Source organism: Hyphococcus luteus (genome assembly GCF_002943565.1).
In the GTDB taxonomy this organism is placed as follows: domain Bacteria; phylum Pseudomonadota; class Alphaproteobacteria; order Caulobacterales; family Parvularculaceae; genus Hyphococcus; species Hyphococcus luteus.
This window is the reverse complement of the sequence record NZ_PJCH01000005.1, coordinates 1,068,106-1,079,685: the sequence shown is the minus strand read 5'-3', so window position 1 is coordinate 1,079,685 and position 11,580 is coordinate 1,068,106. Positions and strand designations below refer to the sequence as shown.

Below are 11,580 nucleotides of genomic sequence, written 5' to 3'. Positions count from 1 at the left end.
CTTACGCGTTCGCCCCGCGCCGGGCCTCGAGCATCCTGACATTCAGGATGCTCTATATTCAACATTTGGGCGTTTTGAGACGGAAAACCGGCAAACGCAGCTTTCCTTCAAAACGCCCAGGCCATGGTTAACATCGAACGCCTTTACATTTAATCCCCTTATGGCCGGAATTTGGGCGATTGCAGGGCCGGCGAACGCCCGCAAGACGGCGATTTCCAAAGTTTAATGACGGTTAATGCCCTTCGAGACGCAAAAATCCTTCATCCTGAGGGCGCGCCTGAAAGGCGCGCGTCACGAAGGACGAAGGATTTTTGCTCCTCAGGATGAAGGCTTCGCACCCTTCTGGGTCAAGTTGGTCGCTATATCCGCGGGCAGGCGCCGGGGCTTGCCCTCAAGGGACATGCACGCCGCTTCAACCTCCGCGCGCGCCAGGAGGGTTTCCTCCCGCCAGATTTCCTGCGCCAGGATCATGCGCGCGCCCTTGGCCGAGACGAACCGGGTGCGGACCTCAAGCATATCGTCGATCTTCGCCGGGACGAGCCATTCGGTGGTCATCTTCTTTACGGCGAAGGCGAGCGGCTCTTCGCGCGCCAAAAGCTCGGAATGATGAACGCCGCATTCGCGCAAAGCCTCCGTGCGCCCGCGCTCGAAGAATTTGAGATAGGCAGCATGATAGACGACGCCGGAGAAATCCGTGTCCTCGTAATAGATGCGGATCGGCAGGGTGAAGACCTTGTCGCTCATGGGCCGATCATGCTGGCGCCCGCCCCCGCAAGGCAAGACATCCTTTCAGGACCGGCGCATCAGCGTCCGGTGGAATAGATCAGCATATTGTCAAGAAGGGTGGTTGCGCCCTGGCCGCTGAGCCAGACCATGGCGACCATGCCGAGCGTGAACATTGTCCAGACGGCGCCGAAGATCATCAAAAACTTGATCGACTGGTTGACCCCGAAGGAGAGGACGGCCTGGTCGGGATTGGCCGGGTTGTAGCGCACCGCGACCTGGCTCCCCACGGGCAGCGCGTCGTGAATGTCTTGATGAAAACCGCGGCTCGACGAGGCCGCATAGCCGAAAACGATTTTCTCGCCCGTGCGTTCATAGCTGTCGGCATTATAAGTGTACTCGACTTTCGCCTGATAGGTGTCGCCGTCGCTGTCGGAATTCACCTTGAAGTCCGACGCGGTGATGGTCCCCGGCGTCGTCGGCCAGTGCTCGGCCTGCTGCGACATGTGCAGCGAATGCAGGCCGAAGCCCAGAATGCCGACGCCGACCGCCAGAAACAGCCCGAAAAAAAGGGTCAGAAAAACCGATCCGCCCATGTGTTTGCGCCTCCCCTGATGGCCCCGTCAGGGTACGGCGCAATGGTCACCAGATGATGACCAAACTTAATCAACTTCCCGCCCCCCCGCTCATCCCGGCGTCCTTCGAGACGCAAGAAATCCTTCATCCTGAGGGTTCGCGCAGCGAACGTCCCGAAGGACGAAGGATTTCTTGCTCCTCAGGCTGAAGGGCGGGGATGAGCGGGATTAGTCGAACAGGCTGGAAGAAGACTCCTTCGGCGCAGGGAGCCCGAGATGCGTCCAGGCGCTGACGGAGAGAACGCGCCCGCGCGGGGTGCGCTGGATAAGGCCCTGCTGCAACAGGAAGGGTTCGACCACATCCTCGACGGCGTCGCGCGCTTCCGCCAAGGCCGCCGCGATGGTCTCGACGCCCACCGGGCCGCCGCCGAAATGCTCCGCAATCAGACGAAGATAGCGACGGTCGAGCGGGTCGAGGCCGAGCTTGTCGATCTCGAGGCGTTTCAAGGCCTTGTCGGCGACAATGGCGTCAATCACGCCGGCGCCTTCGACCGTCGCCACATCGCGCACCCGGCGCAGGAGGCGCCCGGCGACGCGGGGCGTGCCTCGCGCGCGTCTTGCAATTTCCCCGGCGCCGTCGGCGGACATTTCCGCGTTCAACAGAGACGCCCCGCGCGAGACGATATGAGCGAGGTCTTTTTCCGAATAGAAATCGAGGCGCACAGGGATTCCGAACCGGTCGAGCAAAGGCTTGGCGAGGAGCCCTGAGCGCGTCGTCGCGCCGATCAGGGTGAAGCGCGGCAACTCGATGCGGACCGAGCGCGCCGCGGGCCCCTCGCCGATGATGAGATCGAGGGCGAAGTCTTCCATCGCCGGATAAAGCACTTCCTCGACCGCGGGCGAGAGGCGGTGAATCTCGTCGATGAAGAGCACGTCGCCAGCTTCCAAGTTGGTGAGGAGCGCGGCGAGATCGCCGGGCTTGGTGATCGCCGGGCCCGAGGTGGCGCGGAAATTCACTTCGAGTTCATTGGCGACGATCTGCGCCAGCGTCGTCTTGCCGAGACCCGGCGGCCCGTGAAAGAGAACATGGTCGAGCGCTTCGGCGCGCGCACGGGCCGCTTGCACGAAAACGCGTAAGTTATCCTTGGCGCTCGGCTGGCCCACAAAATCGTCGAGCTTCTTGGGGCGCAGCGCCGCATCGGCGTCTTCGCCTTTGCGCTCGCCGTCGATCAGCCGGTCATTATCGTAAGCGGGTTCAGCCATTATTTTCGCTGCCGGTTAGCGCCGAATCATTATCTCTCCCCCTCGGGGAGAGGTCGAAATCTTTGATTTCGGGCGAGGGGGAAGAGATGTCGCCGTTGTTTTCCAATTTCACCATCTCTTCCCCCTCACCCTACCCCTCTCCCCGATGGGGAGAGGGAACTTGTTTATATTTTCCGGCCCAATCCTCACGCCGCGGCCAGTTCTTTGAGCGCCGCCTTGATCAGCGCTTCGACGCCGGGACTGTCCATGCTTTCCGCCGCGCGGGCGACGGCTTTGCGCGCCTCGACGCCGTCATAGCCGAGATTGGCGAGCGCCGAGACCGCGTCGGCTTTCGCCGCCAGAACGGGATCGGACGGCGCGGCCTCCGCCGCCTTTTTACGCGCCGCGAGGGAATAGACCTCGCCGGTCGCGCCGGCGAGCGCGCCCGCCTTCGACTGCAATTCGGTGACGATGCGCTGGGCGAGTTTCTTGCCGACGCCGTGGGCGCGGGCGACCGCGGTCACGTCTTCCGCCGTCACCGCGTCGTATAGCTCAGACGGCGCCAGGACCTGCAACACGGCGAGCGCATGGCGCGCGCCGACGCCTTGCACGCTCTGCAACAGCCGGAACGCCTGACGCTCATTCTCCGACGGAAAACCGTAGAGCCGGATCATGTCCTCGCGCACCAGGGTTTCGATGGAGACAACCTTCTCCTCGCCCGGCGCCAAATTCTGCAAAACGCGCGGGCTCGCGTAAATCTCGTAGCCGACGCCATTGACGTCGATCAGCGCCGTCTCTTCCGTGACCGTGACGACCAAACCCTTCAGCCTGCCGATCATTTAAGACGCCTCCAATTTTCGCATGCCATAATGATGCGCGTGACAGATCGCGACCGCGAGCGCGTCCGCCTCGTCGCTCGCCAGCTCCCCGCATTTCGGCAACAGCACTTTCACCATGGCCGCGACCTGGGCCTTGTCCGCATGGCCCTTGCCGACCACCGATTTCTTCACCGAATTCGCGGCGTATTCAGCGACCGCAAGCCCCGCCTGCCCCGGCGCCAGGAGCGCGACGCCGCGCGCCTGGCCCAGAACCAGCGCGTCGCGGGGCGAGGCGTTGACGAATGTCTCCTCCACCGCCGCCTCGCCCGGATCGTAGTCCGCGATGACGGCTTGCAGGCCCTCGAAGATGACGCTGAGCTTTTCGGCGTGCGCCGCGCCCTTTTTGGGACGAATGACGCCGGAAGCCACATAAGAAAGCCGCGCGCCGGCCATGTCGACGACGCCCCAGCCGGTGGCCGCCGAGCCCGGATCGACGCCCAATATGCGAATCACTGCGCTCATAGCCGGACCATAACGGGGTTCGGAACAAAAGGGGAATGCTCTTTCCCCAAGAGTCTCAATTCTCTTTCCTGCCGAAGCCGAAAAGCCCGCCGCCTTTGCGGCGCTCGAGATCTTTGCGCAGGGCTTTCGCCTGCTGCATCAGGGCGGGGTCCACCGGCGCGGGCGACGCGATCAGCGCGTCGAGCTGAGCGATGGCGGCGTCAATGTCGACGTCGCGCCCGTCGCCTTCCGCCAGCGCCACGGCGTAAAGGAACATGCCTTGGCTGTCGCCCGCCTTCGCCGCGCGTTCGAACCAGTCGGCGGGCGCGCCCTCGGCCTCGGCGCCGTCATGGATGAGAAGGCCGAGCCCGACCATGGCCGGAGCGAAACCGGCCTCGGCCGCCTCGCGCATGCGCGCCGCCGCCTTGTCGATATCCGGGGGGCCGAGCGAACCCGACTGCAGCAAGAGCCCGAGATTGTAGCTCGCCACCGCATCGCCCGCGTCGGCGGCCTTTTCGAACCAGTCCGCCGCGGTCCGGTAATCGCGCGCGACGCCGTCGCCGGAAAGATAGGCGATGGCGAGATTGCGCGCCGCTTCCGGTTCGCCCGCCTCCGCCGCTTCGCGAAAGAGTTCGATGGCGCGCGCCTTGTCTTTTTCCACGCCGTCGCCTTCGGCGTGCATGACGCCGAGACGCAACTTTGCGCGGGCATGACCCTGGCGCGCGGCGAGCTTGTACCAGCCCGCCGCCGTTTCCGCATTGCGCTCGACGCCTTCGGCGAACATGGCGAGCTCGCCCAGCGCGAACTGCGCGTCCGGCTGCCCGGCGCGCGCGGCTTTCGTATAAAGATCCACCGCATGCTGAAGATCGCGCTCGACCCCGAGCCCGTTTTCGTAAATGTAAGCAAGAATGGCGTCGCCGTCGGCGTTCCCGGCTTCGGAAAGCTTTTGCGCTTCCCTGAACGCCTCTTCATGACGCCCGTCCATAAGAGCAGCGTAAGCCGCGCCCGCGCGCTCATCCTGCGCAAAGGCGGGAGCGGCGGCGAAGACAAGGCAGAAAATTATCGCAAAACGGGCGATCATCGGCGCCGGTTTACGCGGTTTCGTCCGGCAAGCCTAGCGCCCCTCCGCTAAGCGGGGTTACTGAACGGCGTCGAAAGCGATATTCGCGCCTTCGAGAAACGCCGCCGCAAAGCAGATCAGGATGATCGCCGCGGCGCAGCCCGCCATGATCCATTGAGGTTTCATATCTTGCGCGCGAAACCTCCCCGGCCTCGCGCCTCCACACCTTGCCCGGCGGGAAGTCACGCAAGATCTGTTCCAAAAGGGGTCAAGCGCTTATTTTACGCGCATTCTAAACGGAAAACCGCTCACACTTTTCCTGAATGCGCGGCGGAGATCGCCTTTTCGAAGGCTTTGACCGCCGCGGCGGGGCCTTCTTCATGCGCCCAAACCGCATTTGAGACGGCGAGAAAGTCCGCGCCGGCGCGCACCAGGGGCCCGCAATTTTCCGGCGTGATCCCGCCGATCGCCACGGACGGCAGGGTCGTCGCGAAAGCCCACCATTCAAGCAGCGCAGGCTCGGCCTTGGTCGGCGCTTCCTTCGTCTTGGTCGGATAAAAAGCGCCGAAGGCGACATAGTCCGCCCCCGCCTCGCCGGCGAGAAGCGCCAGATGTTTCGAATTATGACAGGTGACGCCCACGGTCGCGTCGTCGCCGAGCGCCGCGCGCGCCTTTTCGCAGCTCGCATCCCCTTGTCCCACATGAACGCCGTCGGCGCCGGATTTCAGCGCCAGGTCGGGCCGGTCATTGATGAGGAAAGCCGCGTCATGTCTTTGCGCGATCGGCAAAAGCGCTTCGGCCGCCGCCAGCACGTCGTCGTCGCCCACAGCCTCGCCTTCAAGCGTTTTCAGCCGCAGCTGCACGCAGGCGATGTCGCCGGCGCCGAGCGCGCTTTCGAATTCGCCGCAAAACCGCCCGAGATCGGCGATTTGCGGCGGCGTCATGAGATAGAGGCGGCAATCGTGAGGCATGAGGCGCTATATAGGAAAGCACACATGCGCTGCAAAGAGATTACGCCGATTGCAGGGCCGCGCGCTCGCGCGCCGCTTTTTCGCGCTCCGTCTGCGTCTGTTCGACTTTCGGCTTCAAAAGACCATAGCGCACATCGGCCGGAATAGCGTTATAGACTGCCGGCTCCGCAATATTGAGCCGCGCCCGCGCCTCAGCGAGAGGCAGCGCCAGCAATTCCTCGACATCGTGGGCCAAAATCCATTCGGTCTTCTTCGCGTTGCGGCCCGCTTCCCTCAACGCCTTGATAGTCGGGACCGACCAGTCATCGAGCTTCACCGCAAGACCGCCGATGAGGACAATCAGGCGGAAGCCCGGATTTTTCGTCTGCTGACGCGTGAAGACGAGATTGCAAAGCTCGCCCAGCGCGTCGCGGCCATAGCCTGAGAGCACATGCCAGAGATCGTGATTGACCTGGAGATGCATGAAGAGGCGCATCAGCTCGGCGAATTCGGGATAGGCGTCGTAATCGATGTCGGCTTCTTCCGCCGCGGCGCGCAGGCCCTCGGGCGTCAGGTTCTCGCCTTCCATGAAAGAGAGATAGCGCCTCGCCAGCGTGCCTTCGGGATACGCGCGAAGGCGCTCGCGGTCGCCGAGCGCTTCCTCGAGCTTCACCGGCTCGGTCACCACGCGACGGCCATAGGCCGTATCGGTGAAACGCTTGAAAAGCCGCTTCGAGGAATCGCCCGACAGCGCCTGCACGATTTCGAACACCTGGCGCGTGTCTTCCTTGTTGCGGATCAGCCGCAGGACGGAGGCAAAAGCGTGGAAAGGACGCACCGGCTCCGACGGCGGCGTCGGAAACCCGTTGATCCAGACATAGTCCTCCGGCGGGACTTCCTTTTTCGGCGGTTTTTCCGCTTCTGCAGCTTCCATCATGGGGCCTGTCCAAATCGCGTTACAAGATAGCGTTACACTGACCAGTTTACCTTTGATGAATGTCGTCTCATCAAAGGCGAATTGCAAGAGGCGCCGTCATGGAATTTCCGTGAGGCGGGGCCCAGACCCCTGGGCCAGCAGCGCCGTCTTTCGGGCCGCTCTTGCCATTTCCGCGAACATGCTGAAAGATGTGTGCAGTGCAATGTTGCACTTGTACATAGTGACTTAGGGGGAACTTAGTCATGAAACTAAAGACGTTCGCCGTCGGCCTTGTGGCCGCGGTTTTTTCGCATGGCGCAGCGCAAGCGGCGCCTGTGTCCTTCACCAAACTCACCGGCGTGACCGGCGATCCGGGCGCCGCCCAGACCGCCGTCTTCAAGGCCGATCTGTCTACGGCCGGCCTTGCAAGCTTTTCGGCGCTGTCGATTTCCGACAGCGGCGTTATCGGCGGGTCTTCGCCCGGCGAATTTTCCGGCTTCGATCTCGACGCCGTCATCATCTCGGCGACAAACTGCGCTTCGGCCGCCTGCGTCGCCGCGTTGACGTCGGATGTGGTGTTCAACTACGCCGCTTCGATATTCACGCCCGGCACGCAGCTCGCGCCGACCGATCCGAAGCTCTACGGCACGGACGGCACAGGCTCTAATGTGGACAATGCGACGGCGACGCTCGGCTCATTTGACGGCTACAGCTCGACAATAACGCCCGACGGTTTTTTGAGCCTCGGCGTGAACGGCAGCATCGGCTTTAACTTCATGAGCGCCATCGCCGCCGCATCGCCGCTTTATCTTTATATCGGCGAAGTCGGCGACAATGGCGAACTCGCCGAAGGCGGCATCCAAATTTTTGAAGATCCGATTTCGGAAGTGCCGCTTCCGGCGGCCTTGCCCTTGTTCCTGATGGGCGCGGGCGCGCTCGGCTTTCACGGCCGCCGCAAACGCAAAACCGCGTAAGCGGGCGAAACAAAAGCCAAAACGAAAACGGCGCCCTTGAGGCGCCGTTTTTTTCGCATTGATCAGGCCGCGTTTTCGAGGCCGTCAGACCAGTCGCCGAGCTGGGCGAGGCCGTTCATCTTGGCCCGGTGAAGGAACGCCGCCTGCGCCGCCGGGACATTCGCCTCATTGCCGCTCCAGGCTTTCAAGGGCGCGGCCTGCAGCGCGCGGCCATAGGAGAAGGAGAGCGCCCAGGGAATTGCATTCTTGTACTCCGCATTCATGGCGTTCAGATGCGCCGTCGCCTCCTGATCGGACTGGCCGCCGGACAGAAAAACAATGCCCGGCAGCGCGGCCGGCACAGCGGCGCGGAAACATTTGACGGTTTTTTCGGCGACTTCCGCAACGCCCGCCTGCGTTTCGCACTGCTTGCCGGAGATCACCATATTGGGTTTGAGGATCGTTCCCTCGAGCGCGACGCGCTGTTCATAGAGTTCGGCGAACAGGCTCTTGAGCGTGTATTCGGTCACCTCATAACAGCGGTCGATGTCGTGATCGCCGTCCATCAACACTTCTGGCTCGACGATGGGGACGATGTTCGCTTCCTGGCAAAGCGCGGCGTAGCGCGCCAGCGCGTGCGTGTTGGCGTGAATGCAATAAGGGCTCGGAATGCGATGATTACCTTCGCCGCCGATATCGATCACCGCGCGCCATTTCGCAAAACGGGCGCCGAGATCGTAATAGTCCTTCAAGCGCTCGCGCAGGCCATCGAGGCCTTCGGTGACTTTCTCGCCCGGCGCGGCGGCGAGGTCTTTTGCGCCCTTGTCCACTTTAACGCCCGGAATCGAGCCCGCATCCTGAATGAGTTTGACGAGCGGCGTTCCGTCTTTTGCATTCTGGCGGATGGTCTCGTCATAAAGAATGACGCCGGAGATGTAATTCTCCATGGCCTCGTTCGTGCGGAACAGCATCTCGCGATAATCGCGGCGATTGTCTTCCGTCGATTCCACATTGATGGAATCGAAGCGCTTCTTGATCGTGCCGGTGCTTTCGTCCGCGGCGAGAATGCCTTTGCCTGGCAGGACCATGGCGTTGGCGATCTTGTTCAATTCTACCAGGCTCATCGGATCTCCCCTTGATTGCTCTCTCGGGCGCGGCGCAAGGCGCCGCGGCCGCGGCGCAAGTCTAGCGGGGATCGATCCGGCGCAAAACCGCCCCCCGCCTCAGCCGGCCCGGGAGGCTTCGAAAATGCTGTCGATCGCCGCCGCCAGCTTGGCGTTGAATTCCTCGTCGCTCTGCTGCGCCGACAGGCCCTCGGTCAACGCGCGCGAAAAGCTGGCGATCATGCCGGTGTTCTGCGCCAGTTTCTCATTGGCTTCCTCGCGGGAATAGCCGCCGGAGAGCGCCACGACGCGCATGATGCGCGGATCGTCAATGAGCGGCTTATAAAGGTTCGCCTTGGTCGGCAGGGTCAGCTTCAACATCACCTGTTTGCCGGCGGGGATGTCGTCCAGATGCTTGGTGATTTCCGCGAGCAGAATGTCTTCGGCTTCCGCCTTGTCGGCAATCGAAATCGTCACTTCCGGCTCGAGAATCGGGACGAGCCCGTGCGACAGGATCTGTTTGCCGACCTCGAACTGCTGATCGACGATCGCAGCAATGCCTTTCGGGTCCGCGGCGTCGATGACCGAGCGCATTTTCGTGCCGAAAATTCCTTTTTTAACGGCACGCTCCAACAGCGCGTCGAGGTCGGGCATGGGCTTCATCAGCTTCACGCCGTCTTTTTCTTCCGCAAGCCCTTTGTCGACTTTCAGGAACGGCACGACGCCGCATTTTTCCCACAAATATTGCGCCGTCGGGACGCCGTCGATGTCGCCGTCCATGGTGCGCTCGAAGAGAATGGCGCCCATCACCTTGTCGCCTGAGAAAGCCGGCGATTTGATGATCTGCGCGCGCATCTTATGAATGAGGCCGAACATTTCCTCGTCATTCGACCATTGGCTGTCATCGACGCCGTAAAGTTTCAGCGCTTTCGGCGTCGAGCCGCCCGATTGGTCGAGGGCCGCGATAAACCCGTCTTTGTTTGCGGCCTGATCGGCCATCTTTTCTTGCGTCATCTCTCTCTCCGAACTCGAAAAATTCCCAAAGCGCTCAGCGCCGGCTACTCTTCCAACGCCGCGACCCCGGGCAGGGTTTTGCCTTCCAGCCATTCAAGAAACGCGCCGCCGGCGGTCGAAACATAAGTGAAATCGTCTTCGACCCCGGCTGCGGCGAGCGCCGCGACCGTGTCGCCGCCGCCGGCCACCGCGACAAGGCCGTCATCCTTGACGCGCTTGGCGGCGAAGCGCGCCGCTTCGACCGTCGCCGTGTCGAAGGGCTTGATCTCGAAAGCGCCGAGCGGCCCGTTCCAGACCAGCGTCTTGGCGCTTTCGATCTTGTCCGCGATGCGATCGACCGTGTCGGGGCCGAGATCGAGGATCATGTCGTCGGCGGCGACGGCGTCGGCCGCCTTGACCTCCCGGTCCGCGCCTTCCTTGAATTCTTTCGCGACGACGACATCGAGGGGCAGGACGATCTCGCAGCCCTTGGCTTTCGCCTGCTCCATGATCTCGCGCGCCGTCGAGACGAGGTCCGGCTCGCAGAGCGACTTGCCGACGCTGATCCCCTTCGCAAAGAGAAACGTATTCGCCATGCCGCCGCCGACGGCGAGGATGTCCGCCCGGCCGACAAGGTTCAACAAAAGCTCGATCTTGGTCGAGACTTTCGCCCCGCCGACCACCGCCATCATCGGGCGCACCGGCTCGGACAAGGCGGCTTTCAGATAATCGAGTTCGCGCTCCATGGCCCGGCCCGCCGCCGAGGGAAGGAGATGCGCGATCCCTTCGGTCGAGGCGTGGGCGCGATGCGCGGCGGAAAAGGCGTCGTTCACATAAGCGTCGCCGTTTTCGGCGAGGGCTTTTGCAAAGTCCGGATCGTTCTTCTCTTCGCCCGCGTGAAAGCGGGTGTTCTCGAACACCGCCACGTCGCCGTCGAGCATTTTCTTGACGGTTTTCTTCGCTTCCTCGCCGATGCAGTCGGCGGCGAACTCAACCGGGCCGCCCAAGAATTTCTCAAGCGCCTTGGCGACCGGCTTTAACGACATTTCCGGCGCGACCTGGCCTTTCGGACGGCCGAAATGGGAAAGAAGGATGACCTTCGCGCCCTTTTTCGAAAGCTCGTTGATGGTCGGCAGGGCGCGCTCGATGCGGGTCGCGTCGGTCACCTCTCCGTCTTTCATAGGCACGTTGAAATCGACGCGCACAAGAACGCGTTTTCCGGCGACGTCGAGATCGTCAAGAGTGCGATGCGCCATTCGGGTCAGTCCTCGTCTTTATCATCCGCACAGGAAACAAACGTCACGGGATCACCGCCATTGCGGGAAACGCGCAGGCGCTCTGCGTCGAGATCGACATCGAAGGTCTCCATCATGGTCTCCCCCTCGCCCGCGCAGCGCATTTCAAGGCGCCAGCCGCCGTCTGTTCCCTCCTCGGAGGAGAGAATATCGCATGTGTTTTCATAGCCCAGAAACCGGGTCTCAGTGAACTCCACCGGCCCCGGCTCGCCCGGCGCAGCCTCACACCAATCCGGCTGCGCCGCCCAGACGCCGATATAGAGAGGCTCGGCGTTCTCGCCGATCAGGACGTCGCCTTCTTCGGTCGCTTCGGGTTCTTCAACGACGATTTTCTCGTTGCACGCCGCCGCGCCGAAAAGCGCGAGAGGAACAAGACATTTTGCGTGCTTTGAAAGGAAGGTCATCGCCGGTCTCCGCTGAAAAACCGCCCCTGAAAGAACGAGGTTCCAGC

At 62.4% G+C, this 11,580-nt stretch carries 14 protein-coding genes; 1 reads left to right on the top strand and 13 read right to left on the bottom strand.

Annotation, left to right across the window (positions count from 1 at the left end):
* Nucleotides 1-318: 318 nt before the first annotated feature.
* From ybgC to CW354_RS10095, 9 genes are all read right to left on the bottom strand, one after another.
* Nucleotides 319-744, bottom strand: coding sequence for a tol-pal system-associated acyl-CoA thioesterase (gene ybgC, locus CW354_RS10130; RefSeq protein WP_104830089.1), 426 nt, complete (start codon nucleotides 742-744; stop codon nucleotides 319-321).
* A gap of 59 nt (nucleotides 745-803) precedes the next feature.
* Complete coding sequence (locus CW354_RS10125) at nucleotides 804-1,319, bottom strand: DUF3592 domain-containing protein (RefSeq protein ID WP_104829873.1); 516 nt, start codon at nucleotides 1,317-1,319, stop codon at nucleotides 804-806.
* Between the two features lie 207 nt (nucleotides 1,320-1,526).
* Complete coding sequence (gene ruvB / locus CW354_RS10120; RefSeq protein WP_104829872.1) at nucleotides 1,527-2,561, bottom strand: Holliday junction branch migration DNA helicase RuvB; 1,035 nt, start codon at nucleotides 2,559-2,561, stop codon at nucleotides 1,527-1,529.
* Nucleotides 2,554-2,676 carry a hypothetical protein gene (locus tag CW354_RS23940; RefSeq protein WP_279303124.1) on the bottom strand — a complete coding sequence of 41 codons (123 nt, stop codon included), beginning with the start codon at nucleotides 2,674-2,676 and terminating at the stop codon, nucleotides 2,554-2,556. Before CW354_RS23940 ends, ruvB begins: the two co-directional genes overlap by 8 nt.
* A 70-nt stretch (nucleotides 2,677-2,746) precedes the next feature.
* Nucleotides 2,747-3,379, bottom strand: a complete 633-nt coding sequence (ruvA, locus tag CW354_RS10115; RefSeq protein ID WP_104829871.1) for a Holliday junction branch migration protein RuvA — start codon at nucleotides 3,377-3,379, stop codon at nucleotides 2,747-2,749.
* Entirely contained in the window at nucleotides 3,380-3,880 is a 501-nt protein-coding gene (gene ruvC, locus CW354_RS10110; RefSeq protein WP_104829870.1) for a crossover junction endodeoxyribonuclease RuvC, read from the bottom strand.
* A 55-nt stretch (nucleotides 3,881-3,935) separates the two neighbouring features.
* Nucleotides 3,936-4,940, bottom strand: a complete 1,005-nt coding sequence (locus CW354_RS10105) for a tetratricopeptide repeat protein (protein WP_104829869.1) — start codon at nucleotides 4,938-4,940, stop codon at nucleotides 3,936-3,938.
* Between the two features lie 287 nt (nucleotides 4,941-5,227).
* Nucleotides 5,228-5,890 carry a thiamine phosphate synthase gene (gene thiE, locus CW354_RS10100; RefSeq protein ID WP_104829868.1) on the bottom strand — a complete coding sequence of 221 codons (663 nt, stop codon included), beginning with the start codon at nucleotides 5,888-5,890 and terminating at the stop codon, nucleotides 5,228-5,230.
* Nucleotides 5,891-5,930: 40 nt separating this feature from the next.
* Nucleotides 5,931-6,806, bottom strand: a complete 876-nt coding sequence (locus tag CW354_RS10095; protein WP_104829867.1) for a Coq4 family protein — start codon at nucleotides 6,804-6,806, stop codon at nucleotides 5,931-5,933.
* 242 nt (nucleotides 6,807-7,048) lie between these two features.
* Between CW354_RS10095 and CW354_RS10090 the strand changes: the two genes are divergently transcribed.
* On the top strand, nucleotides 7,049-7,759 hold the full coding sequence (locus tag CW354_RS10090; protein WP_104829866.1) for a VPLPA-CTERM sorting domain-containing protein: 711 nt from the start codon (nucleotides 7,049-7,051) through the stop codon (nucleotides 7,757-7,759).
* A 62-nt stretch (nucleotides 7,760-7,821) separates the two neighbouring features.
* Here the strand turns inward: CW354_RS10090 and CW354_RS10085 are convergent, their stop codons facing one another.
* From CW354_RS10085 to CW354_RS10070, 4 genes are all read right to left on the bottom strand, one after another.
* On the bottom strand, nucleotides 7,822-8,862 hold the full coding sequence (locus tag CW354_RS10085; RefSeq protein WP_104829865.1) for a class I fructose-bisphosphate aldolase: 1,041 nt from the start codon (nucleotides 8,860-8,862) through the stop codon (nucleotides 7,822-7,824).
* A gap of 99 nt (nucleotides 8,863-8,961) precedes the next feature.
* Nucleotides 8,962-9,855: a fructose bisphosphate aldolase gene (locus CW354_RS10080; RefSeq protein ID WP_104829864.1), complete on the bottom strand. Its 894-nt coding sequence runs from the start codon at nucleotides 9,853-9,855 to the stop codon at nucleotides 8,962-8,964.
* Between the two features lie 44 nt (nucleotides 9,856-9,899).
* Nucleotides 9,900-11,090 (bottom strand): phosphoglycerate kinase, encoded by a 1,191-nt coding sequence (locus CW354_RS10075; RefSeq protein ID WP_104829863.1) that lies wholly within the window; start codon nucleotides 11,088-11,090, stop codon nucleotides 9,900-9,902.
* 5 nt (nucleotides 11,091-11,095) lie between these two features.
* Nucleotides 11,096-11,533, bottom strand: coding sequence for a hypothetical protein (locus tag CW354_RS10070; RefSeq protein ID WP_104829862.1), 438 nt, complete (start codon nucleotides 11,531-11,533; stop codon nucleotides 11,096-11,098).
* Between the last annotated feature and the right edge of the window lie 47 nt (nucleotides 11,534-11,580).

Bases quoted from the DNA above. Each gene is read 5' to 3' on its own strand.
- ruvA (WP_104829871.1), bottom strand. From the start codon at position 3,379: ATGATCGGCAGGCTGAAGGGTTTGGTCGTCACGGTCACGGAAGAGACG.
- CW354_RS10075 (WP_104829863.1), bottom strand. From the start codon at position 11,090: ATGGCGCATCGCACTCTTGACGATCTCGACGTCGCCGGAAAACGCGTT.
- CW354_RS10090 (WP_104829866.1), top strand. From the start codon at position 7,049: ATGAAACTAAAGACGTTCGCCGTCGGCCTTGTGGCCGCGGTTTTTTCG.
- CW354_RS10105 (WP_104829869.1), bottom strand. From the start codon at position 4,940: ATGATCGCCCGTTTTGCGATAATTTTCTGCCTTGTCTTCGCCGCCGCT.
- ruvC (WP_104829870.1), bottom strand. From the start codon at position 3,880: ATGAGCGCAGTGATTCGCATATTGGGCGTCGATCCGGGCTCGGCGGCC.
- CW354_RS10125 (WP_104829873.1), bottom strand. From the start codon at position 1,319: ATGGGCGGATCGGTTTTTCTGACCCTTTTTTTCGGGCTGTTTCTGGCG.
- CW354_RS10085 (WP_104829865.1), bottom strand. From the start codon at position 8,862: ATGAGCCTGGTAGAATTGAACAAGATCGCCAACGCCATGGTCCTGCCA.
- ruvB (WP_104829872.1), bottom strand. From the start codon at position 2,561: ATGGCTGAACCCGCTTACGATAATGACCGGCTGATCGACGGCGAGCGC.
- CW354_RS10080 (WP_104829864.1), bottom strand. From the start codon at position 9,855: ATGACGCAAGAAAAGATGGCCGATCAGGCCGCAAACAAAGACGGGTTT.
- thiE (WP_104829868.1), bottom strand. From the start codon at position 5,890: ATGCCTCACGATTGCCGCCTCTATCTCATGACGCCGCCGCAAATCGCC.
- CW354_RS23940 (WP_279303124.1), bottom strand. From the start codon at position 2,676: ATGGTGAAATTGGAAAACAACGGCGACATCTCTTCCCCCTCGCCCGAA.
- CW354_RS10070 (WP_104829862.1), bottom strand. From the start codon at position 11,533: ATGACCTTCCTTTCAAAGCACGCAAAATGTCTTGTTCCTCTCGCGCTT.
- CW354_RS10095 (WP_104829867.1), bottom strand. From the start codon at position 6,806: ATGATGGAAGCTGCAGAAGCGGAAAAACCGCCGAAAAAGGAAGTCCCG.
- ybgC (WP_104830089.1), bottom strand. From the start codon at position 744: ATGAGCGACAAGGTCTTCACCCTGCCGATCCGCATCTATTACGAGGAC.